General features: G+C 63.7%; 19 protein-coding genes and 3 tRNA genes. 18 read left to right on the top strand and 4 right to left on the bottom strand.

Annotated features, from left to right (window positions below; translation table 11 throughout):
• Positions 1-82: 82 nt before the first annotated feature.
• Positions 83-1096 carry a glycosyltransferase family 2 protein gene (locus ACTQZK_RS00310; protein WP_441897906.1) on the bottom strand — a complete coding sequence of 338 codons (1014 nt, stop codon included), beginning with the start codon at positions 1094-1096 and terminating at the stop codon, positions 83-85.
• A 153-nt stretch (positions 1097-1249) separates the two neighbouring features.
• Between ACTQZK_RS00310 and ACTQZK_RS00315 the strand changes: the two genes are divergently transcribed.
• A complete protein-coding gene (locus ACTQZK_RS00315) occupies positions 1250-3547 on the top strand; it encodes an ATP-binding protein (protein WP_418831060.1) in 2298 nt (765 codons plus the stop codon).
• 54 nt (positions 3548-3601) lie between these two features.
• Positions 3602-4021 carry a GtrA family protein gene (locus ACTQZK_RS00320; RefSeq protein WP_216529884.1) on the top strand — a complete coding sequence of 140 codons (420 nt, stop codon included), beginning with the start codon at positions 3602-3604 and terminating at the stop codon, positions 4019-4021.
• Between the two features lie 69 nt (positions 4022-4090).
• Here the strand turns inward: ACTQZK_RS00320 and ACTQZK_RS00325 are convergent.
• Positions 4091-4166, bottom strand: a tRNA-Arg gene (locus ACTQZK_RS00325).
• A gap of 65 nt (positions 4167-4231) precedes the next feature.
• Between ACTQZK_RS00325 and rlmD the strand changes: the two genes are divergently transcribed.
• From rlmD to ACTQZK_RS00405, 16 genes are all read left to right on the top strand, one after another.
• Positions 4232-5563 carry a 23S rRNA (uracil(1939)-C(5))-methyltransferase RlmD gene (gene rlmD, locus ACTQZK_RS00330; protein WP_441897907.1) on the top strand — a complete coding sequence of 444 codons (1332 nt, stop codon included), beginning with the start codon at positions 4232-4234 and terminating at the stop codon, positions 5561-5563.
• Positions 5564-5767: 204 nt separating this feature from the next.
• A complete protein-coding gene (locus ACTQZK_RS00335; protein ID WP_114567475.1) occupies positions 5768-6301 on the top strand; it encodes a peptidylprolyl isomerase in 534 nt (177 codons plus the stop codon).
• Positions 6302-6340: 39 nt separating this feature from the next.
• Complete coding sequence (locus ACTQZK_RS00340; protein WP_114567428.1) at positions 6341-7705, top strand: tetratricopeptide repeat protein; 1365 nt, start codon at positions 6341-6343, stop codon at positions 7703-7705.
• 78 nt (positions 7706-7783) lie between these two features.
• On the top strand, positions 7784-8188 hold the full coding sequence (gene ndk / locus ACTQZK_RS00345) for a nucleoside-diphosphate kinase (protein ID WP_114567427.1): 405 nt from the start codon (positions 7784-7786) through the stop codon (positions 8186-8188).
• Positions 8189-8297: 109 nt separating this feature from the next.
• Complete coding sequence (locus ACTQZK_RS00350; RefSeq protein WP_216528676.1) at positions 8298-9335, top strand: 4Fe-4S dicluster domain-containing protein; 1038 nt, start codon at positions 8298-8300, stop codon at positions 9333-9335.
• The gene (locus tag ACTQZK_RS00355) at positions 9325-10236 is read left to right on the top strand and encodes an FAD/NAD(P)-binding protein (protein WP_216528675.1); all 912 of its coding nucleotides are present in this window, start codon (positions 9325-9327) and stop codon (positions 10234-10236) included. Before ACTQZK_RS00350 ends, ACTQZK_RS00355 begins: the two co-directional genes overlap by 11 nt.
• A 16-nt stretch (positions 10237-10252) precedes the next feature.
• Entirely contained in the window at positions 10253-11038 is a 786-nt protein-coding gene (locus ACTQZK_RS00360) for an NADH:ubiquinone oxidoreductase (protein WP_181792598.1), read from the top strand.
• Positions 11039-11049: 11 nt separating this feature from the next.
• Positions 11050-12342: a Ni/Fe hydrogenase subunit alpha gene (locus ACTQZK_RS00365; RefSeq protein WP_114567423.1), complete on the top strand. Its 1293-nt coding sequence runs from the start codon at positions 11050-11052 to the stop codon at positions 12340-12342.
• 581 nt (positions 12343-12923) lie between these two features.
• Complete coding sequence (locus ACTQZK_RS00370; protein ID WP_114567422.1) at positions 12924-13979, top strand: rod shape-determining protein; 1056 nt, start codon at positions 12924-12926, stop codon at positions 13977-13979.
• An 18-nt stretch (positions 13980-13997) separates the two neighbouring features.
• On the top strand, positions 13998-14894 hold the full coding sequence (gene mreC, locus ACTQZK_RS00375; protein WP_114567421.1) for a rod shape-determining protein MreC: 897 nt from the start codon (positions 13998-14000) through the stop codon (positions 14892-14894).
• Entirely contained in the window at positions 14894-15421 is a 528-nt protein-coding gene (mreD, locus tag ACTQZK_RS00380; protein ID WP_114567420.1) for a rod shape-determining protein MreD, read from the top strand. Before mreC ends, mreD begins: the two co-directional genes overlap by 1 nt.
• A 12-nt stretch (positions 15422-15433) precedes the next feature.
• The gene (mrdA, locus tag ACTQZK_RS00385) at positions 15434-17608 is read left to right on the top strand and encodes a penicillin-binding protein 2 (RefSeq protein ID WP_114567419.1); all 2175 of its coding nucleotides are present in this window, start codon (positions 15434-15436) and stop codon (positions 17606-17608) included.
• Positions 17609-17620: 12 nt separating this feature from the next.
• Positions 17621-18811 carry a rod shape-determining protein RodA gene (gene rodA, locus ACTQZK_RS00390; protein ID WP_114567418.1) on the top strand — a complete coding sequence of 397 codons (1191 nt, stop codon included), beginning with the start codon at positions 17621-17623 and terminating at the stop codon, positions 18809-18811.
• 14 nt (positions 18812-18825) lie between these two features.
• Entirely contained in the window at positions 18826-19911 is a 1086-nt protein-coding gene (locus ACTQZK_RS00395) for a YcjF family protein (protein ID WP_216528672.1), read from the top strand.
• A gap of 85 nt (positions 19912-19996) precedes the next feature.
• Positions 19997-21976, top strand: coding sequence for a TIGR03960 family B12-binding radical SAM protein (locus tag ACTQZK_RS00400; RefSeq protein ID WP_216528671.1), 1980 nt, complete (start codon positions 19997-19999; stop codon positions 21974-21976).
• A complete protein-coding gene (locus ACTQZK_RS00405) occupies positions 21969-22688 on the top strand; it encodes a TIGR03936 family radical SAM-associated protein (protein ID WP_216528670.1) in 720 nt (239 codons plus the stop codon). The genes ACTQZK_RS00400 and ACTQZK_RS00405 overlap by 8 nt, the downstream gene beginning before the upstream one ends.
• A gap of 296 nt (positions 22689-22984) precedes the next feature.
• Here ACTQZK_RS00405 and ACTQZK_RS00410 read toward each other — a convergent pair.
• Together ACTQZK_RS00410 and ACTQZK_RS00415 are read right to left on the bottom strand one after the other, a co-directional pair.
• A tRNA-Asp gene (locus tag ACTQZK_RS00410) sits at positions 22985-23061 on the bottom strand.
• Positions 23062-23081: 20 nt separating this feature from the next.
• A tRNA-Asp gene (locus ACTQZK_RS00415) sits at positions 23082-23158 on the bottom strand.
• Between the last annotated feature and the right edge of the window lie 419 nt (positions 23159-23577).

Consider the following 23577-nt stretch of genomic DNA (forward strand, 5'->3'; position numbering starts at 1 on the left):
ATAATATTTGCTACGATAGGGCGGCTCGGCGGCGTTCGAAGGGAGAGATGCAGCGGTCTTGATCGACGAGCGCCCCGAGCCTCTATGCCTGGCGGTTGTGGCGTCCCAGGCGCTCGTAAGCCGCCGTCACCTGCAGTTCGTACTCCTTGCGGGTGCCTTTGACCACGGTGTCCAGAATAAGGCCGCTTGCAAAGGCCAGGATGCCCACGAACACGAGCGCCACCGCCAAGAGCGCGGAGGGAAGCTTGGGAACAAGGCCCGTTTGCGCGAACTCCACGATGACCGGCACGCCCGCAATGAGTCCCAGGACGCAGAACAGCAGGGCCAGCCAGCTGAACAGGGCCAGCGGGCGGTAATCTTTGAACAGGGACAAGATCATGAGCAGCACCTTCATGCCGTCGGAGAAGGTGTTGAGCTTCGACTCCGACCCCTCGGGCCGGTCGCGGTAGTCGATGGGCACCTCGACGATGCGCCAGCGCTTGTCCACGGCGTGAATGGAAAGCTCCGTTTCGATCTCGAAGCCGGGGGAGAGCACCGGCATGGTTTTCGCGAACACGGCGTTGTAGGCGCGATACCCGGTCATGACATCCGAGAACTTGAACCCGTAGATCCACTTGATGAGCACGCGCACCAGGTCGTTGCCGAATCCGTGGAAGGCGCGATCGTTCTCTTCGCCGTAGGTGCCGTTGGACAGGCGGTCGCCCACGGTCATGTCGGCTTCGTCGTTCATGAGCGGGGCGAGCAGCGCGGGTGCGGCTTCTGCCGGGTACGTGTCGTCGCCGTCCACCATGAGGTAGTAGTCCGCATCGATGTCGCGCATCATCTGGCGCACGACGTTTCCCTTGCCCTGTCGGCGCTCGGTGCGCACGATGGCTCCGTGCTCGCGCGCGATGGCGGCCGTGTCGTCGGAGGAATTGTTGTCGTACACGTAAATGTCGGCGTCCGGCAGGACGCGCTTGAAGTCGTCGACCACCTTTCCGATGGTCACGGCTTCGTTGTAGCAGGGGATGAGCACGGCTACGGTTGCGCGCTCGGCGGTCGTCTGGGTGGCGGTGTTTTGCTGCACGGTCTTCTCCTCGGTTGAATTGTCGATCATCCTACCCGAAACCATCGCGGCGCGCCAGATGCCCTTGTGATTCTCCGGATGAAACACGGTTGGCAAGCTGTTTCCCAACAGTAAGGTAGCGCGGGGTTCTGCGTGCTAGAATGCGGAAACTCTCAACGATTCCGATAGGTGGCGTATTTCCTCATGGAGCTGCTTAAACGCTCGAGCGAACGCAGGGGCGTCGCCCTCTTGGCCCTCGCCCTGGTTCTTGTGCTCGCGTGCTCTCTTGCATATACGGTCGTGTCTTCGCGCTCGGCTACGGATGCGGCCATTCGGTCCGTGAGCGAGGTGTACCTTGAGGAGTTGAGCGACCGCGTGGCCGCTCATTACGAGGCCAGCATCGAGAGCAAGTTCGCCCAGCTTGACACGTTGGGCACCTCGCTCGACCTCCTTCGCCCCGAAACCGCGGATCAGGTGGCCGCCGTGCTTGCCGACCAGCAGCAAAACGACCAGTACCTTTCTCTTGCGCTTCGAGCCAGCGATGGAAGCTACTGCACCGCGCAAGGGGCTTGCGACAGCCTTGCCGCGGGTACCGCCGCTACGCAGAGCATTTCAGAGCTGCGCACCTACGACAGCGGGTCCATCACGATCATGCGCGACGACGCGGTGATCTTGGTTGACGCCATACCTCCCATCACCTGCGGTTCGGTCACGTACACGATGGCCATCGCCAGCTTCGACGCTTCCCGGCTGTTCGATCGGATCGACTTCGGCATGACGAACGGGCGCTCGCGGTCGAGCGTGATCACGACGGACGGAACCTGCATTATCGGAGGCGACCCGGGCGGCTTGGAGGACGGGAGCAACCTGTTCGACCAGCTGGGCAGCTTTTCCAGCCTGGAGGACGGTTACGGTATCGACGATGTGCGCGAGGCCGTGCAGAACGGGCGGTCGTGCCTTGTGCCGTTCACGTCCGCCGAAGGATCGGGGCACCGCTACCTGTACTTGAAGCCCATGGAGGGCGGCGACACGTACCTGTGCACCACCATGCTCTACGGGGCGGTGGACGACAGCATTGCGTCTTTGAGCGACGTGCTGCAGCAAAACGCCGTGATCATGGGCGGCGCGCTGGCGCTGGCCGTCGGGTCGATCTTCTTGGTGTACTATCTGCTAGCGCGCCGGAACACGCGCTTGCTGGCCGACGAGAAGGCGCGCGCGGAAAGCGCGCTCGACCAGGCGCAACGCGCGAACCAGGCGAAAAGCGAGTTCCTTTCGCGCATGTCCCACGAGATCCGCACGCCGATGAACGGCATCATGGGCATGACCTCTATCGCGCTCGAGCACATGGGCGACGACGAGAAGGTGCGCGTTTGCCTGGAAAAAGTCACCATGTCCTCGCGCCACCTGATGGCGCTCATCAACGACATTTTGGATATGAGCAAGATCGAAAGCGGCAAGATCGAGATCAAAGACGAACCGTTCGATTTCCGCGCGTTCGCAAGCGCGCTCACGGCCGTGTTCGAAGAGCAGGCCGCCGAAAACGGGGTGAACTACGCCACGCGCGAATCCGGCGATCTGCCCGATTTCGCCACGGGAGACGTGTTGCGGCTGAACCAGATTGCGTACAACCTGGTGGGCAACGCCTTCAAATTCACCCCCGAAGGCGGCAGCGTGACCTTGCTGATCGAGCGGATGACGGGCCCTGAAGACCGTTCTTCGGGGCTTCTGGCGCAGGAGGGTCCTGACGATAGCGCTTCGGGACGTTCCCGCGCTGCTTGCGACGACGCTCTATGGGTGCGGTTCTCGGTCATCGACACGGGCTGCGGCATCGGGCCGGAGCATTTCGAGAGCATATTCTCGCTGTTCGAGCAGGGAGACCCCTGCACGGCTCGGGCGCATGGCGGAACGGGGCTTGGCCTTGCCATCACGAAGCGGTTCGCCGAGATGATGGGGGGTCGCGTGGGGCTTCGGAGCACGCTGGGGAAGGGGTCGGTGTTCACGGTCGAGCTTCCGCTGGGACAGGCGTCCGGGAAGGGGTCGGCTTCGTCCTCGGTTGACAGCGGGCTTTCGGAATCTTCGTCGTACGACTTCGGCGGCGCGCGGGTGCTGGTGGCGGAAGACAACGAGCTGAACCGCGAGATCGCCATCGAGATTCTGTCGATGGCGGGCGCGTGCGCGGTCACGGCCGAAACGGGCGCTCGCGCGGTTTCCGTGTTCGCCGAATCCGAGGCGGGCTACTTCGACCTTGTGTTGATGGACGTGCAGATGCCCGAGATGGACGGATACGAGGCCACCCGCGCCATTCGCGAGCTCGACCGCCCCGACGCTCGTTGCATTCCCATTCTTGCCATGACCGCCAATGCTTTCGTGGAGGACGAGGAGCGCAGCCGACTGAGCGGAATGGACGGACATCTGAGCAAGCCGCTTGATATCCGCCGGGTTTATGCCACAATGGACAAGTTTTTGAAGAGGGCGCGTAAAGAAGGCGGCGCGGCAACCTAGGCTGGTCCCGGCTCTTGCGAGACGCGGCCCTGGCGGACGGAAGGACGGCGGAACGTGAAGAAGCTGATCGCTCAGATCATGAAGTTCGGCGTGGTGGGCGTGATCGCCTTCGTCATAGATTACGGCTTGCTGGCCCTGCTCACCGAGGCGTTCGGCGTCAACTACCTGGTAAGCGCCACCGTTTCGTTCACGGTGTCCGTGGTGTTCAACTACGTGGCCTCCATGCGCTACGTGTTCAAGCACAAAGAAGGCATGAGCCGTCGTCGAGAGTTCGTCATATTCGTGGTCTTGTCGGTGATAGGCCTGGGCATCAACAACTTCTGCATGTGGGCGGGCGTGGAGCTTTTGGGCGTGCACTACCTGGTGGTGAAGATAGGAGCCACGTTCGTCGTGATGGTGTGGAACTTCGTCACGCGCAAGAAATTCCTCGACGCCGGCGACGAGCCTGGCGAGATCTTGGCCGACGTGGAATAAGGTGCGCCTGCGCGGCGGGCTGCGGAAAACGAAAAAGGCCAGGCACATGGCCTGACCCGATGATTCAACTGGTGCCCTTGACAGGATTCGAACCTGCGGCTTTCTGCTCCGGAGGCAGACGCTCTATCCCCTGAGCTACAAGGGCACGGGGGTTGATTATACGCTATGATGATGCAAATCGGAAAAACAATGCAAGGAATTCTCACGAACATGAATCAAACCATCGCTATCGATCGCATGGGCTACGGCTCCGAGGCCGTCGGCCGTCTTGACGACGGGAAAACGGTATTCGTCGAAGGCGGTGCGCCGGGGGATGTGGTCACCATCGAGATCACGGAAGAGAAGCCGGCGTTCGCCCGCGCGCGCATCCTGACGATCGAGGAAGCGTCGCCTGCGCGCCAGATGCCCGTCTGCGCGCACGCTGCTTCGTGCGGGGGGTGCGCCTGGGCCCATCTGTCTTACGAGGCGCAGCTGAAGGCCAAACGGGACAACGTGGCGGCGGCGCTCGTGCGCACGGCGCACGTCGATCGCGAGCGCGCGGAGGAGCTGGTACGGCCCTGTCTGCCCAGCAAGCGCCAGTGGGGCTATCGCAACAAGCTGGAGCTGGGCGCGCGGTTCGACGATTGCGGCACGTTTCTGCTGGGCTTTCACCGCGAGGGAACGCACGACATAGCCACGCCCGAAACCTGTCCTCTGGCTGCCAAGGCCATCGAGAAGGCGCCCAAATCGCTGCGCGGCGCGCTGCGATTCGCGCAGGGGTCGTCGGACCTGGGCATATTCCGCGTGGGCGTACGCGCGAGCATGCGGACGCGCGACGTGGAGATAGCGCTGTGGACCGAGCCCGGCGCGTTTCCGCGCGCCCACATGGCCAAGATGCTCAAAAGCGCGCTCAAGGCCACGAGCATCGTTCGCGTGATGGCCGATCCCGGCAAGGCCCGCAAGATCAAGGGCGTCGAGACCTTGGACGGGAAGGGCTGCTGGGAAGAGGAGCTGGCCGGTGCGCGTTTCTTGACGAGCGCCCCTTCGTTTTTCCAGGTGAACACCGCGCAGGCCGAGAAGCTGATCGCCGAGGTGATCGACGGTTTGGGCGGGCAGGCGTCCCTCGACGGCGCCTTGGTAGCCGACCTGTACGCCGGAGGCGGCACGTTCTCCGTTCCGCTGGCGCTTGCGGGAGCCGAAGTGATCGCGGTGGAGTCGGCCGGATCGTCCGTGCGCGACCTGCGCCGCAACGGCGACATGAACGGCGTGGACATCGAAGTGGTGGGGGGCGACGCAGCCCGCGAGCTGCCCGAGCTGGGCGAGCTTGACGCCTTGGTGGTGGACCCGCCGCGCGCGGGGCTCGCCGACGGCGTGGTCGAGAGCATCGCCGCCGCCGCGCCTGCGAAGGTCGCGTACGTGAGCTGCAATCCCGCCACGTGGGCGCGCGACGCGCAGCGCTTCGAGGCTAATGGCTACCGTCTGTGCCGGGTGCAGCCCGTCGACCTGTTTCCGCAGACGCACCACGTGGAAGTGGTCAGCGTGTTCGACCGCGTCGGCTGCTGACGCACGCGGCCGACGCCTTGCCGGGGCTCGAGGTTGACAAAAGGGCAAACGGGCGGCAACCGCTGGTTGAAACCGCATGGATGTTATAAGATTTTTGCCTGCATGGCCGGTTGACCTGCTAAACTTCTCCTTTGGTATGCAACGAACCATCCGGTCTGCATGCGGATGCACGACAACGTGACGAACGAGATAGAAGGAGCCGACATGGCGCAGTACACTCCTGAATACCAGCCGACGGGCGAAGAAGTCGCCGTCATCAAGACGTCGAAGGGCGACGTTCGCGTCCAGCTGGCGGGCAACGACGCCCCCATCCATGTGGGCAACTTCGTCGAACTGGCTCGCAAGGGCTTTTACGACGGCCTGAAGTTCCACCGTCACGTTCCGGGCTTCGTCATCCAGGGCGGCTGCCCGAACACGCGCGACCTCTCCTGCGACGAGGTTGTGGCGAAGGCTGGCAATCCGTTCGCCGGTCTGGGCACGGGCGGCCCCGGCTACACCATTAAAGAGGAATTCTCCACGAACCCCAACAACAAGCATGCTGACGGTGCGCTCGCCATGGCGCGCTCGCAGGATCCCAACTCCGCCGGTTCGCAGTTCTACCTGTGCCTGGGAGCTCAGCCCATGCTGGACTCGGGCTACACGGTGTTCGGCCAGACGGTCGACGGCATGGACGTTATCGGCCAGCTGCGCGTAGGCGACGAGATCCTGGGCATCGAGATCGAGAACGTGGCCGACTAACCGTCGTTCGCGCGTTTTCGCCAAGACCGAAGGAATCAGATGAACAACGAGTTATTCCAACAAGCCCGCGCCGCGTATGCGCGCAAAGACTACGAGAGCGCTCTGTCCACGTATGCGCAGTGCTTGCAGGATGCCAGCAGCCCCCTTGCCCCCGGCGAGATGGGCCAGCTGTACCATCAGATTGGAAACTGCCTGATCAAGCTTCGCAATCCCAACGAGGCCATCCATGCGTACACGCAGGCCACGGCCGATGCCGCGTACGACGCGTGCGGCGCGGTGAACTACAACTTGGGCATGGCCTACGCGGCGCTGCATGACTACGAGGACGCGGTCAAGCACTTCGAGATCGCCGTTTCCGATGCGAAGTACGATGCTTCGTACAAAGCGTACAGCGGCATGGGCAGCGCGCTCATGAAGCTGGGCAAGTCCGCCGAGGCGGGCGTGGCGTTTCGCGAGGCGGCGCTCGACGAGGGCAACCCCGATCCCACCAAGGCGCTTCTGAACCTGGGCGTGTGCTTCATGGCGCTTGACAGGCCGTCGGATGCCGTGGCGTCCTACGAGAGCGCGTTGCAGTTCGACATGGGATCCGACACGCGCAACAAGCTGTACGCGAACCTCGGTCAGGCGTACGTGGCGTGCGGCCAGATGCAGAAGGCCTCCGCGGCCTTCGAAGAGGCCATCGCCGACAAGACGTACTTCCTCTCCGACTCCGCCAGCGTTGACTACCAGCGTGCCGTAGCCGCCGTGGCTCAGGGCACGTCGGAAATCACGCAGGTCATGGCTCCGGTTCCGGCTGTCGCCGACATGTCGGGCCTTGACGTGGCTGCCGACGGAACCGCGGTGTACGTGGAGCAGGATCCGTACGCCAGCGCGCAGCAGGACCCGTACTACTACGCGGACCCTTACGCCCAGCCGAGCCCTTACGGGGCTGCGGGCGGAGACGATCGCTTCTTCAACGCAAGCGACGAAGAGCTCGAGCAGTGGTCGAAGGGCCTGGCCAAGCAGGATCGCAAGCGCCGCAACGTCGGTCTCAAGATCCTCGTGACCATCGTGCTGCTGATTCTGGTCGCGTTCGGCGGCGCCGTGTTCCTGTACACGCAGGGCTGGGGCTACCCGACGCAGGAGACGGTGGTCAAGCAGCTGTTCGCCGATCCTCAGAACGCGGTGAGCACCGTGTTCTCGAGCGAAGTCGATTCCAGCAAGGCCGCTTCCATGGTCGAGCCCGTCGTGCAGGATGCGAATCCCGCTATCGACGGCATGAACAAGTCCATGAGCGATTCCACCGTGTACGTGACGGCCAAGACCGCCGAGGGCGGCGCCATGCAGTACAAGGTGTCGCTCGTGCGCGATGCGATCGGCTGGAAGGTTTCCAGCGTTGATCTGTATTTCCCCAGTCAGAATTAACAGGGTTCACCGAAGGCGCGTGCGTTCGCGCGCGCCTTCTTCACGTTTGCAATAATGCATGATAGAGAAGGGAACAATATGGCAGTTCAGAAGACGTACAGCATGATCAAGCCGGACGGCGTGCGCAACGGTCACATCGGCGAGATCGTCAACCGCTTCGAGCGCGCGGGCTTGGTTGTCGAGCGCATGGAGCTGGGTATGGTGACTGACGAGCAGGCGAAGGCTAACTACGCCGAGCACGAGGGCAAGCCGTTCTACGACGGTCTGATCTCTTACATCACCAGCGGCCCGGTGGTCAAGATGGTCATCTCCGGCGAGGGCGCCGTGGCGAAGTGCCGCGCGCTCATGGGTGCCACTAATCCGGCGGAAGCAGCCCCCGGCACGATTCGCGGCGATTTCGGTCTCATCATGGACGAGAATGTCATCCATGGATCGGATTCCCCTGAATCCGCCGAGCGCGAGATCGGCATCTTCTTTGCGTAAGCGGGTCGAGAACGACCGGTAACGCCAAAGGCCCCTTCGCTCGGTAACGACGAAGGGGCCTTTCCATGCCCGATACATCTGCTCACCCAGACGAGAAACGGACGAGAGCATGCTCTATCGTGTTATCGATGCAACCGAGTTGCCAGCGCTCGTGTCGGCGTTCATGGAATCCTATGAGGTGGTGGCCCCGGTCAAAAGCGATCAGGGCTATTCCTTCGAGGCCATCGCTTCGCCCGATGACGTGGAGTTGGCCTACGAGACCACCATCGCGTCGCCGAAGAAGTACTTCCTGCCGCCGGTCGAGACCCTTATGACGTTCGATGTTGCCGACAACTCGGTCACCGACTTCGCGGCGGAGATCACGCCGCGCGTCATCTTCGGGGCCCATGCGTGCGACATCAACGCCATCAACCGCTTGGATTTGGTGTTCAAGGACGGTCGCTACCCTGATCCGTACTACGTGGCTCGCCGCAACGCGACGCTCATCGTGGGCATCAGCTGCATGCCCACCGCCACATGCTTCTGCCATTTATGGGACGCCGACGAAGCTCGCTTCGGATACGACTTGTTCCTGCAGGATCTTGGCGACAAGTACCTGGTGAGCATTTCGAGCGTCGAGGCTGCGAACATTTTGGAGGCCGCCTGCAACCCGCGCGTCGCAACCGACGAGGACCGTTTCGAGTTCCGTCAGGCCACGCGTCGGCGCCAGGAGTCCTTCAACGGCTCGATCCCCGATATCACCGACGTGGCCATGCTCATGGACGCGTTCCATAAGGACCCGTACTGGGACGAGCTGGGCGGTCGGTGCCTCTCGTGCACGGCTTGCTCGGCAGTGTGCCCTACGTGCTTCTGCTTCGATATTCAAGATACGTTCGACCCGGACGGCAAGACCGGGCGGCGCGAGCGCGTGTGGGACGCATGCACGGCGCCGCAGTTCGCCGAAGTGGCCGGCGGCCACAACTTCCGCGGCGACGGGCGCACGCGCGTACGGCATCGCATGTACCACAAGCTCAACGGCTTTCTGGCGAACCACGACCGCATGCTCTGCGTGGGATGCGGCCGGTGCGTGAAGGCGTGCAAGGCGAACATCAATCCCATTGAGGTGCTGGAGTTCTTCGAGAGGAAGGGGGCCGAGGATGCCCAGTAGCTGCGCTGTGTCCACCGTGCAGGTGCGCCCGTTCGCGGGCGGTCCCGCTCCGCTTTCGGGGACCGAGATGATGATGTCGAACCCGTACCGGCCCTGGCCGGCGCGCATCACGTCCATCACGGAGCTGACTGCAACCGAGAAGTTGTTCGAGTTTCGCCTGATCGACGAGCGCATTCGCGATGCGTTCCATCACGAGCCCGGACAGTTCGTGGAGGTGTCCATCTTCGGCGTGGGCGAGGCCCCCATCTCCATTTCCAGTTCGCCGTCCAAGCACGGCTTTATCGAGCTGTGCGTGCGCCGCACGGGCAAGTTCACCGAGGTGCTGCACCAGATGCAGTGCGGCGACATCGTGGGCTTGCGCGGGCCGTTCGGCCGCGGTTTCCCCTTCGAGGACATGAAGGGCCACGACATCTTGCTGGTTGCGGGCGGCTTGGGCATCGCGCCTTTGCGCTCGCTCATCAACAACATCCACGACGAGCGCAGCGAGTTCGGCAAGGTCACCATCATCTACGGGTCGAAGAACCCCTCCGAGGTGATGTTCCGCAACCAGTTCGAGATGTGGCGCCATCGCAAGGATTTCGACCTGTATTTGACCGTCGACAACCCCGACGATACCTGGGACGGGGAAGTGGGCCTGGTCACGAAGCCGTTCGAACATTTGGAAGTGGATCCCGACAACACGTTCGGGGCGTTGTGCGGGCCGCCGGTCATGTACCGTTTCGTCATCGACGAGATGCGCAAGAAGGGCATCAGCTACGACCATATCTACTGCAGCTTCGAACGTCACATGAAATGCGGCATGGGCAAGTGCGGCCATTGCCAGATCGGCCATCAGTACGTGTGCATCGACGGACCCGTGTTCAACTATTGGGAAGCCAAGAACATTCAGGGGTCGATGTAGGATGAACGGGAGCAATATGAGCGGAAACTGCATTGCCTGTCAGGAGAAGCCGGTTGCGCCGCGCGTCGTGGTTGCCGGACTGGCCAGCTGCTTCGGGTGCCAGTTGCAGATCACGAACGCCGAGGCGCATCTGCTTGACGTGCTGGGGCAGATCGATTTGCGCTATTGGCAGCTGGCCTCGAGCGATCCTATGCCCGACGATTTCGACGTCGCCATCATCGAGGGCGCGGTGACCACGGAGGAAGCCGAGGCTACCGTGCGCATGCTGCGCGAGCGCGCCGGCGTGGTGATCGCCATCGGCGCGTGCGCCACCACGGCCGGCATCCCCGGCATGGCGGCCGACCATTTCCTCGAGCGTCCCGGCCAGGTGTACGATCGCCTGCCCGACGCGTGCGGCGACATGATCGCCCCGCGGCCGATCAGCGCGGTGGTGGACGTGGACTACGAGGTGCGCTGCTGCCCGATCGACACGCTTGACTTCCTGGACGTTTTGCAGCGCGCCCTGTACGGGTCGAACAAGGGATTCCCCACGAAGACCATGTGCGGCGACTGCAAACGCAACGAGTCCAGCTGTTTCTACGGGAAGGGAACGCTGTGCCTGGGGCTGGTGACCGTAGCCGGCTGCGGCGCGAAGTGCGTGAATCTGGGTCGGCCCTGCAACGGGTGCCGCGGCCTTTCGCCCGATGCCAACCTGGCGTCGGCTCGCGAGGCGGTGGCGCGCTACGGCGTTTCCGTGGCCGACTTCGACCAGGCGCTCGAGATGTTCAATCAGGTAAACCCCGCCCTTGCGGCGAGCGAGTGAGGAAGCATCCCATGACGAAAACCGCTATACACGTCGACCATATCGCCCGCGTCGAGGGCCACGGCAACGTGCACGTGGTCATCGAGGACGGCGTTGTGAAGACCGTTGAGATGAACGTGGTCGAGCCGGCCCGCCTGTTCGAGAGCATGGTGCGCGGCCGCCGGTTCGAGGAGATCCCCTACATTGCCTCGCGCATCTGCGGCATCTGCTCGGCAAGCCACGTGGTCACCGACCTGCTTGCCATCGAGCGCATCTTCGGCGTGCAGGTGACCGATCGCACGAACGCCTTGCGCGAGCTTTTGGTGTACGGGTCCTACCTGCAAAACCACGCGTCGCACCTGTTCGTGTTCGCCGCGCCGGACTTTGTGGGCATGAAGAGCGTGTTCCCGCTGGCCGAGACGAACCCTGAGCTGTTCGAGAAGGCGCTGGGGCTCAAGGCGCTCGGCAACGAGCTGTGCACGCGCGTCGGAGGTCGCAGCATCCATCCCATCACGGCGGTGGTCGGCGGCTTCACGCACGAGCTGGAAGCGGGGGAGTACCGGGAGCTTGCCGACAAGATGGACGAGGCGCGCGCGTTCGCGTCGGCGACGGTCGACCTGTTCGATTCGTTCGAGGTGCCGGACATCCAGACCGCGGGAGACATGCTGGCCATGGTGGCTCCCGACCGCTACCCGGTGTGCGATTCGCGCACGGCGCGCTTTCTGGATGCGGACCTGACGTTCGACGCCGATGAGGCGACCAACGAGCTGGAAGAGTTCGCGGTTCCCCATTCGGCCGCGCTGCTCTCGCGCGTGCGCTCGACCGGCAAGCCCTTCTTCACGGGCGCGCTCGCCCGCATCAACGCCTCGTGGCAGCATTTGAGCCAGGATGCGAAGGTGGCGGCGGCAAAGGCCGGATTGCGCCCGCCCGAGCGCAATCCGTATTTGAACAACGTGGCGCAGGCGGTGGAGCTGGTGGACGCGCTGGAGCGCTGCGCCGCCCTGTGCCGTCGCCTGGCGGAGCCGGACGGCTTCGAGGGATCGAGCGAGCCGGTTTCGTTCGAGGTCAAGGCGGGTCGCGGCACCGGGTTCACCGAAGCGCCGCGCGGTGCGCTGTTCCATGAGCTGGAGCTGGACGAAGAGGGCCGCGTGGTGCATGCGTCCATCATGACGCCTACGGCTCAGAACGTGGCGAACCTCGAAGCCGACATGCGCCTTCTGGCCGAGAAGCTGGTGTCCGAGGGCTTGGATCGCGACGCCATCCAGCTGGACATTGAGAAGCTGGTCCGCGCCTACGACCCCTGCCTCTCCTGCAGCGTCCACTAGGCGAGGCCAGCGGTTCGGCCGTCTGTTCGAGACGCGCGGCTGTTTCGAGATATGCGACCCGACGGGCTTGCGACTTCGCGTCGCAAGCCCGTTTTTTAGTTGGGGAGCGTTCGCGAGGCGCCGGGGCTTTCTTGTGGATGTCGCCGCGGGTTGCAGCTTGCTGGTTTCGCGTACGGGCTTGCGGCGGCATGCGGTGCGCTGGCCGGCTTGCGCGCGAAAAACCCCTGTCGCTGGCAGGTTCTGACGGTTTGAGGTCGTTGAAGGCGGCGAAGCAAGCTCCTACGAAAGAACGGCCTAGCAGCCCAGAGCTGTGACCAGGCAAAACGAAAAACGGGCAAAGCTGCGGCGCGAGCAGGGCTCGGCCAAACGACCTCAAACCGTCAGAACCTGCCAGCGGGAGCGTTTTCTCGTGCGCGCATAAGGCGGCGCGAGCGCGGTGCCGGGACCGTTCCTTGGTTTCACTCGTTTCCTCTGCGTCATTGGGCGGGCTAGTTGTGTCCCTCGTGGATTTTCGCGCGGGGAAAACCCCCTGTGCTAGAATTCAGTTTCACGTAGAAACGAGATACAAGGGGTTTGCCCGTATGTCCTTCTTAGATATGTTTTCGGGTTTGACGGGTCAAATGTCCACGGACATGGCTATCGACCTCGGAACTGCTAATACATTGGTTGCCATTCCGGGCGAAGGCATCGTCGTCAACGAGCCTTCGGTCGTGGCTATCGAAAAGGCGACGCATCGCGTGCTCGCCGTCGGCCACGAGGCCAAGAACATGATCAACCACACGCCGGAGGCGTTTTCGGCCGAGCACCCGCTGCATGACGGCGTGGTCGCCGACTACGACGTGACCGAGGCTATGATCTCGGCGTTCATCAACAAGGCGGCTCCGCGCAAGTATCCGTGGCAGGCGAAGCCCCGCATCGTCATCTGCATCCCCTGTGGCGCCACGTCGGTGGAGAAGCGCGCCGTGTTCGAGGCGGCCGTGCAGGCGGGCGCTCGTCAGGCGTACCTCATCGAAGAGCCCATGGCTGCTGCTATGGGCGCCGACCTGCCCGTTACCGAGCCGACGGGCTCGATGGTCGTCGACATCGGCGGCGGCACGACGGAGGTTGCGGTCATCTCGCTCGGCGGCATCGTCACGTCGTCTTCGCTGCGCTTGGCCGGCAACCGTATGGACGAGGCCATCGCCATGCACCTGCGCGACCTTTTGGGCATCAAGATCGGCGAGCGCACGGCCGAGATCATCAAGATCAAGATCGGCTCCATCCTGCCGTTCGAAGACGGTCGCGAGCGCGACATGATCATTTCGGGCCAGGACGTCATCACCGAGCAGCCGAAAGAGGTCACCATTCAGTCCGAGGACGTGCGCCAGGCCCTCATCGCCCCGTGCGAGGAGATGGTCGTGCACATCAAGGAGACGTTCAAGAAGACGAACCCGGACCTGGCCTCCGACATCATCCAGAACGGCATCCTGCTGACGGGCGGCGGCGGACTTCTGTCCGGCCTCGATCGCTACCTGACGGACAAGCTGGAGATTCCCGTATGGACAAGCGAAACGGCGCTCACCAACGTGGTTATGGGCTGCCTCAAGGTGCTCGAGACGCCGACGGCGCTCAAGCAGACCCTCATGCGGTCGAAATAGGGTTGAGCCGGCTTTCTTATGGCGCTTAACTTCCAACAAAGAAACTCGGCGTTTCTGCGCCGGGTTCTGCTCGTTGCATTCCTGGTGGCGTCGATCGTGCTGGTTGCGGTATATGCACGCGAAGGGGAGAACGGGCCTGTTCATGCTGTGCAGGGAGCCGTGTCGAACGCGGTCGCGCCGCTTAGGTTCGTGGGCGCCGCTGCCGGTTCGGCTGCGAGCGCCGCGGGCGAGGGCATCGAGAACGCCACTGCAGACGAATCGACGCTTTCGGGCTTGCGCGAGTACAACGCCGAGCTCATAGAGCAGTACGCCCAGATGGAGGAGTACCGGCAGGAGAACGAGCGCCTGCGCCAGCTGCTCGATCTCAAGGATACGGCCGGCATCGACGGGGTGGGCGCGCGCGTCATCGGTCGCAGCTCCGAAGCCTGGAGCCAGACGGTGACCATCGACAAGGGATCGGCTGACGGCGTGGACAGCGGTTTGACCGTCATGGCCGCATCGGGCGTGGTGGGACAGGTGTTCGAGACGACCGAGCACACCGCCAAGGTTCGCCTGCTGTCGGATCCGAAATCCGGGGCGGCGGCGCTCGTGCAGTCGAGCCGCGCCGAGGGCATCGTTCGCGGCTCCCTGGAGGGGCTGCTGTACCTCGAAAACCTTGATGCCGACGCGACGGTGAATCCGGGCGACGTTGTGGTTACGTCGGGTTTGGGCGGCAGCTACCAGAAGGGCCTGGTCATCGGCACGGTGGTCAAGGTCGATTCCCAGCAGGGCGGTGCGACGCGACGTGCGGTGGTCTCGCCGAACGATCAGGCTTCTTCGCTTGAAGAGGTGCTCGTGGTGTTCGGGGTGGGCTCCGACGGATCGGACGCTTCGTCGGGGTCTTCGAATGCGGATAACGAAGGGAGCGATGCGTAATGGGCCCTGAGCGCAGCAATGCCGTGGTTGCGGTCGGCGCGGTTGTGGCCGTTTTGCTCCAGATCGTCGTGGCTCCCAATATAGCGTTGTTCTCTGCTCAGCCGAATTTCCTTTTGGCGTACGTGCTGGTGGTCGCGATCGTGAGGCCGAACGAGGCGGGACCCGTCCTGCCGTTCGTTTTGGGGCTCGTGTACGATTTGACGGGTTCCGGGCCGGTGGGCGCGATGGCGTTCCTGTTCGTGCTCTTCTCGTTCGTCGCTTCCCGCGCGTTCGCGATCCTGGACAACGATACGTTGTTCATGCCGTTGACCATCTTCGCAGTGAGCGTTCTTGCGGTCGAGATGCTGTACGGCGGACTGCTCATGACAACCGGGCTTTCCGCCAGCGCACTCGACGCGTTTCTGTACCGGGCGCTGCCGTGCGGACTTTACGACTGCATCGTCGGCCTGGTGCTGTACCTGATCATGGCGCGCCTGATGGTCGGCGGCTCCCAGGACCGCGGACTGCGCACGCCTCGGCTGCGCTAGGAGGCGATCCGCATGCTTGTCGCCATCATAGCAGCTGTCGTTGCGGCCATTGTGGCCATTGCGGCCATAGCCATCACGTTCTCCATCGTGAAAGGCCGCTCGTCGTCCAACGTCAGCGTCAAGAAAGACGTGCGCTCCATCAGCTCGGTGGGCGTGTCGTCCACGCTGCCGGATTCCGCTAAGCGCGTGGCCGGTTCCGGCTCCGGGCATGCGACCGGCGTGCAGCAGGCCGCTCCGAATCCGTCCGGCAACCTCAAGTCGCGCTTCGTGGCCATGGGCGTGCTGGCCGCCGGCGTGTTCGGGTCGCTGACGGCGAAGATCTGGAGCATGCAGGTGCTCGAGCAGAGCGAGTTCCGCAGCGCTTCGGACGAAAACCAGTACAGCATCGTGTACAAGCCGGCGCCGCGCGGCCGCATCTTGGATGCCGACGGACTGCCGCTTGTGAAGAACCGCTCGTCGTTGACGGTGCTGGCCGACCCGGACGTGGCGAACGACCGCGACGTGGTCCAGCGCCTGTCCGCCACCCTGGGCGTGCCCTACAACGTGGTGCGCAAGCGCATCCTCGACGCTTCGAGCGGCGCGCAGAGTCAGCGCGTGGTAGCCAGCGACGTGCGCATGCGCGACGTCGCGTTCATCATGGAGCATTCCGACGCGTTTCCCGGCATTACGGTGGACGAGCGTGCGGTGCGCGACTATCCTTACGGCGCGCTTGCGGCGCACGCGGTGGGCTATACGGGATTTCCCAGCGAGGATGATTTGAAGAACCCGCCTGAGGGCCGCGTGGTGAAGTCCGGCGACTCCGTGGGCAAGGCGGGCGTGGAGTTGATGTACGACAACATGCTGGCGGGGGATCACGGCGAAAAGAAGGTGGTTGCCGACACGCACGGCAACGTGGTGGACGTGGTGAGCGAAACGCAGCCCGTGAGCGGGTCCGACGTCTATCTGACCATCAAGGGGCCGGTCCAGTACGCCTGCGACCGCGCGCTTGCGGAGCTGATCGCGCCCAAGGACGGCACCATCGGCACGGGCAAGGGCACGGCCGGCGCGGCCGTGGTCATGGACGTGCGCGACGGCGGCATCGTGGCCCTGGCCAGCTATCCGACGTTCGAACCGGAGGTATTCTCGGGTTCCATCTCGCAGGATGTGTGGGACGTGTACCAGTCCGACGACGCGCATCGGCCCATGCTGAACCGCGCGATCGGAGGCACGTACCCGGCTGCTTCCACCTATAAAGCGTTCACGAGCTTGGCGGCGTTGGCCAACGGGTTCGCGGACACCTCGCGCACGTGGACCTGTACCGGTTCGTGGGACGGCTGGGGTTCGGGCGACGTGCAGAAGTGCTGGAAGCGCTCGGGACACGGGACGCTCGACCTGCGCGGCGGCATCGTGAACTCGTGCGACGTGGTGTTCTACGACATAGCGTACAACTTCTTTGAGCATAGCTCGCTCGGGCGCGGTCCCGCTACGGTGTCGGATACGGCCATGCAGGACTATATAAAGAAGTACCGCTTCGGTGAGCGGACGGGCATCGACCTGCCCGCCGAGGAGGCCGGTCGTGTTCCCACGCCCGAATGGAAGGCCGAGTATTTCAAGGACACGCCCGAAGAGGCGGCCTGGAAGGGCGGCGACTCCACCAACATGGTCATCGGCCAGGGCTACGTGCTGGCCACGCCTTTGCAGATCGCCGTGGCGTACGGCGGCCTTGCAACGGGTAAGATCATGAAGCCCCATCTGTTGAAAGAGGTGCGCAACGCGGGAGGCGACGTGGCGCTGTCCGCGAAGGCGGAAGTGGTGGCGGAGCCCGACGTTCCCATGAAGGACCTTGCGTTCGTGCGCGACGCGCTCAAGGGCGTGACCGTGGAGAACGCCGACATCGCGCCGTTGTTTCAGGATCGGGGCATCGATCCGGCCACGGTTGCCTGCAAAACGGGTACCGCCGAAATGGCGGGCAAGGACGATTACGCGTGGTTTGCCTGTTACGCCCCCTACGACGACCCCAAGTACGTGGTGGCCTGCGTGGTGGAGGAAGGCGGCGGCGGTTCGGCCGTCGGCGCTCCTCTGGGCGCGGAGCTTCTGGCTGCCGTGCTCGATTACGATGCAGGCACGTACGCCGACATGGGAAAGATCGCCGGCTCGACGGGCAAAGCGGTCGAGTACAAGGGATCGTCAAGCGGACGAACGGACTAGAAAGGAGGCGTCATGGCGCAGCTGCCCCAGATCAACTCGGTCAAGGCTCCCGACAGGGCCGTAACGCAAGCCACGCGAACGCGACGCTTCCCTTGGCTCAACCTTCCGTTCGTCATCGTGGTGGCGCTTCTGGTGTGCTACGGGCTGGTGATCGTTTATTCGGCGGTGCTCAACGATCCCGACTACAGCTTTTCGCGTCAGCTTATGGGCGTGGCCGTCGGCGCGATAGCCATGGTGCTGGTCTGGCAGTTCGATTACCGAAGGCTGTCCGACTACACCACGCTGTTCCTTATCGTGAACGTGGTGCTCATTCTGTCGCCTCACCTACCCGTTATCGGCGTGAACACCATGGGCGCCACGTCGTGGATCAACGTTGGCATACAGATTCAGCCGGGCGAGTTCGCCAAGGTGACGGTCATCCTTTTGGACGCCAGTATCATGGCGCGCTACGGAGGGCGGCTTGACGACCCGCGCGAGTACCTGAAGGCGCTCGGCCTTATGCTGGTGCCGTTCGCGTGCATCATGACGCAGCCCGACCTGGGTACGGGCCTGGTGTACCTGTTCATCGGCGCCGTGGCGCTGGTGGTGGGCGGCGCGCGCCCGAAGTACCTGCTGATCACGTTGGCGGCCGGCATTGTGGCGGTGGCGGCCGTGTTTGCCATCGACGAGGTCATCAAGGGGTCAACGGGAGAATACAAGTTGCTCAAGCAGTACCAGCGCAACCGGTTGCTGGTGTTTCTCGATCCCGGCCTCGACCCCAACGGGGAAGGCTACAACCTGCGCCAGGCGCAGATCGCCATCGGGTCGGGCGGGTTGTTCGGCAAAGGGCTGTTCCAGGGCACTCAGCATGCGCTGGGCATTCTGCCTGAAGCTCCAACCGACTTCATCTTCTGCGTCTTGGCTGAAGAGCTTGGGTTTTTCGGTGTGATGGTGCTGCTTTCGCTGTACGCGTCGCTTGTTTTGATAAGCTTCCGTATTGCGGCGGCGGCCAGCGACCTTTTCGGCATGACCATCGTCATGTGCGTTGTGGGCATGTGGCTGTTCCAGATTCTCGAGAACATCGGCATGGACTGCGGGCTCATGCCCATCACGGGCATCCCCTTGCCGTTCATGAGCTACGGGTCGTCGTTCATGATGGTCAACTTTATCATGGTGGGTATGATCGGATCGGTGTGGACCCACAACATGGCAAGCAAGCGTTAGGGAAGAAGGCGGTTATGCAGCTACCCGTTGACGTCAAGGCGGTTATCGACGAGGCCACCAATATCGACGAGGCTCGTCGCACTTCCATTTCAGTGAGCGTGTACCTGGACGACACCGCTCCCGGCGACGTGCAGGCGCACGTACGCCAGGCGTTCGCCAGCGCGTCCGCGCATGCGCGCGTGTCGCTGACGTACCTGGACGGCCGTCCGTTCGTGCCGTACGCGGGCGACGACATGGCGGTTATCGTGGCGGGACTGGGCGATCAGGTGGGCGTGTGCGCTCAGCACGTGCGCGCGGTCGGCGTGCCGGTCATGGTTGTGACCACGTTGCCGGAGCTGGTTTCCGACATAGCGCGGGCCTCTGGCTTCCCTATTCCGGACGGCGATGTGGTTTCGCCGAAGATCGTGCAGCCCAAGCAGCTGCCCGCTGAAGGAGAGGACCCGTCTGCCGCGCAGCCTTTGACCGAGCCGTACGCGCTCGACGACGCAAGGGCCGCGTCGCTTTCGGAGCGCATGGGGGGCTGGGTCATCGATGCCTGCAACGAGAAGCGCCTTGCCTGTGCGCTGGCGTTCCCGTTCGTGCGCAAGCCGCTGTCTATGGAAGCCGTGAACGCGACGTCCTTGCAGAACGCGGGCGTGGGCTTGCTGGTTATCATTCCGGGTGCCGATATGCCCGTCATGACGCTCAACCAGGCGAAGATGCTGCTCATGATAGCCGCCGCCTATGGCGAGGAGCTCAACATGGAGCGCGTCAAGGAGCTGGCGGCGTTGGTGGGCGGCGCGTTCGCGTGCCGCGCGGTCGCTCGTCAGCTGGTGGCGTTCGTTCCCGCGCTCGGCTGGGCCGTGAAGGCGGCGATCGGGTACACGGGCACGCAGGCTATGGGCCGTGCCGCGATCGAATACTACGAAGGCGGCCCGAACTTGGGTAGGCTGACCGATGCCGTGGCTTCCGCCCGCGACAAGGTGGTCCAAGCCGCCGCGAAGCGCGCGGCTCAGAAGGCGCAGGCCACCGGTGCCAAGGCCGTGGAGGCCGTGCGCGCCAAAGCCGCGCAGGCGGTCGGCGGCGTGCGCCCGGGAGGCGGCGCGGTCAAGGGCCGCTAGTTCGCACTTTTGTTCCGGGGGCCTGCTCGGTCCCCGGTGTTCTGCTTGTTTTTGCTCATCCCGCATTCGAAGAGGGGAAATTCCGATGAAGGATCTTTGGCCGCAGCTCGAGCCGCTGCTTGTCCATGCAGAGCGTCCTGCTCGCTATCTAAACCATGAGTACGGCTGCGTTTACAAGCCCGAAGCAGACTTTCGCTTCTGCATGGTGTATCCCGACACGTACGAGTTGGGCCAGGCCAACCAGGCGCTGCGCATTCTGGTGAACGCGGTGAACGCCCAGGAGGGCATGGCTGCGGAGCGCGCCTTCCTTCCGGCTTCGGACATGTGCGACACACTGCGCGCCGAAGGCTTGCCGCTGTTCAGCATCGAGAGCTGCGCGCCGGTGGCGTCGTTCGACGCAGTGGGCATCACGCTGCCGCACGAGCTTGCCGCCACGAACGTGCTGGAGACGCTCGACCTAGCGGGCATCGCGCTGCATGCGAAGGATCGCGCGCAAGACGATCCGTTCGTGATGGGCGGCGGACCCTGCGCCTTCAATCCCGAGCCGTACGCCCCGTTCTTCGACTTCCTCAGTATCGGGGAAGGGGAGGAGGCGTTGCCGGAATACTTGGCCATTGTCAGGCGCATGCGATCGGAAGGCGCGGCGCGTGCCGACATTCTGCGCACGCTTGCCCAGCAGCCGGGCTGCTACGTGCCCTCGCTGTACCGTTGGCGCGACGAGGCGACGGCGCAGCAGGAGGGTTCGTGGATCGAGCCGCTGGAGGTGGAGGCGCCCGCGCGCATCGACAAGCGCCTGTTCGAAGGCTTTGCCGAAAGCCCCGGTTGGGAACCGTGCGTCGTGCCGTTCACGGAAGTGGTGCACGATCGTCTGAACGTCGAGATCCTGCGCGGCTGCGCGCGCGGGTGCCGGTTCTGCCAGGCAGGCATGATGTATCGTCCCGTGCGCGAGCGATCGGCGGACAACGTGGTGGCTTCGGTGGTGTCGGGTCTGGCCGAAACCGGTTACGACGAGGTGAGCCTGACCTCGCTTTCCTCGACGGATCATTCGCAGATCGCCGACATTCTTACGCGACTGAACCGTGCGTGCGACGGGAAAGGCGTGCGCATCTCGGTGCCTTCGCAGCGCCTTGACTCGTTCGGCGTGGACATGGCCGAGCTGGTGGCGGGCCAGAAGAAGGGTGGTCTCACCTTCGCGCCGGAGGCCGGCACCCAGCGTTTGCGCGACGTTATCAACAAGAACGTGACGGAGGACGACCTGTTCGGCGCGCTCGACGCCGCGTTCTCGGCGGGCTGGCGTCGCTGCAAGCTCTACTTCATGATCGGCCTGCCTACCGAAACTGACGAGGACATCAAGGGTATCGCCAGCTTGGCGCAGCGCGCGTACGACCGCATGAAGGCCGCGACGCCGCCCGAGCAGCGCGGCAGCTTGCGCATGAGCGTTTCATGCGCGCTGTTCGTTCCGAAGGCCCAGACCCCGTTTCAGTGGGACGGGCAGATTCCTCCCGAGGAAGCGTTGCGACGCGTGAACCTGCTGCGCAACTCGATCAAGTACCGTGCGATCGACGTGCATTGGCACGATCCCTCCACCAGCTTCGTGGAGGCCGTCATGAGCCGTGCCGGACGCGAAGCCGCGGCGTGGGTGGAGGCGGCCTGGCGGCGCGGCGCGCGGTTCGACGCGTGGACCGAGCATTTCAACGCGCAGGCTTGGCGCGATGCCGCGCAGGAGGTGGGCATCGATCCCGAAGCGATCGCGCAAACGGCTTATCCCACCGATCGGGTTATGCCGTGGTCGCATATCACCACGGGTGTGTCCGAGCGCTTTTTGGCGCGCGAGCGCAAGCTTGCCGAACAGGAGCGCACGACGCCCGACTGTACGTTCGGGGCGTGCTCTGCGTGCGGCGCATGCCCTTCGCTTGGCGCGGACAACCAGCTGGCGCGGCCGCGCGTGGCCAGCGGGTCCAATGCGCAGCCGGAGTCGCCGGATTCCGATCTTCGCGCGCACGCCGCCGCTCCGGAGGATGCCCCGGCGGCCTCCGACGAATGTCAGGAGGAAGCTCATGTCTGATCCGAACCTGTTTCGCCTTCGCGTGACGTTTTGCAAGCAGGGGCGCTTGGCGCTGCTCTCCCACTTGGAGGTGGCGCGCGCCCTCGAGCGCGCCGTGCGTCGCGCGGGACTGCCGTTTGCCGTGAGCCAGGGATTCTCTCCCCACATGAAGATTGCGTTCGGCGCTGCGCTTCCGGTGGGCGTAGGGGGCACGCACGAGCTGTTCGACTTGCAAATGACGCGCTACGTAGCGCCTGACGAGGCATTGGAGGCATTGCGGGATGCAAGCGTCCCTGACCTGATGGTGAAGGATTGCGTCTATATCGACGCGCGCACGCCGGCGGCTTCGGCTGCGTATCCGATCGGCACGTACCGGGTGCTGCTCTCTTGCGCCCCCGCCCAGCTGCCGGTGCCCGAAGAGATCACCGTGATTCGCAAGAAGAAGGAGAAGGTTCTGCGGGTTTCTGACTTCCTGGTGGGAGAGATGGAGCTTGCCGGAGCCGTCCTGACGTTTTCGCTGGAGTCGAAGCCTACGGGGTCGCTGCGTCCCGACGTGCTGCTGCAAGCTTGCTGCGCGCAGGCGAACGCTTCCGAAGATGATGGCTGCTGCGCGGCGCCTCTGGCGTTTTTGGTGGAGAACGGCGAGCCGTCGCTGGTCGACGAGGATCCGTGCGACGACGGACGGATCCTGCGCGTCGTCACTACGACCCGCATCGACCAGCGGGCCGTTTGAGTCCGGCAGGTTTTCGCGGTGCAAACGCGGGCGCTTCGTGCGTCCGCGTTTTTTGTACCTGGTTTCGAGCGCTGTTGGCGCGGTGGAGAGCTTCCGGTTCTGTCAAAACGAACGAGTTTTGCTGGTCCTCAAATCAGGATAAAGGCTAAGGTCGATCGTCTGACCTGGTACGATGAGATACGTGCTCGAGCGCTTCGCCTGCAAGGGGTCGAAAATCGCCGCAAAACTCGTTCGTTTTGACAGAGCGGGGGACCAGACAGCAAAAAAGCCCGCGAAAGCGGGCTTCTGCAAGTAAATGGCGGGATGTACGAGACTCGAACTCGCGACCTCCGACGTGACAGGCCGGCGCTCTAACCAACTGAGCTAACACCCCAGGTGCGGCAGTGAAGTAAATGGCGGGATGTACGAGACTCGAACTCGCGACCTCCGACGTGACAGGCCGGCGCTCTAACCAACTGAGCTAACACCCCTTGCTTCAGCAGCGCGGATTATTCTACCGGGTGTTTTCCAATCGCGCAATACCTAATTTCAAAAACTTTTGATTCTCGTGTGTTCCCGCGTGCGAGGGGGAAGGGAGGGCTCTCGTGCGGAACGGGGCGGACGGTTCCCAGCGGTGGGCGAAGCACCCGTGCGATTTTGCGGCCCCGTAGGGACTCGCACGATTGCGCGGCCGTGCAACCAGGAGGCGACCGAGGCGTCCGCGAGGCCGCGCTCTGCAACCAAGGGGCGGACAGGTGCTCGCGCCAAGTCGTACTCCGCGATCCCGGGGCGATCAAGGCGCGTGCGGCAGCCCGCAGCTAGCCGCCGTCCTCATGCCCCGTTCGCGGTGCATGCAGGTTCTGTGTTCAAATAAACATTTCGGTACGCAGTATTTAACTCGTGTTAAAGT

Origin of the sequence: Paraeggerthella sp. LCP19S3_G8 (assembly GCF_052119225.1) — a bacterium.
Classification (GTDB): Bacteria; Actinomycetota; Coriobacteriia; order Coriobacteriales; family Eggerthellaceae; genus Paraeggerthella; species Paraeggerthella hominis.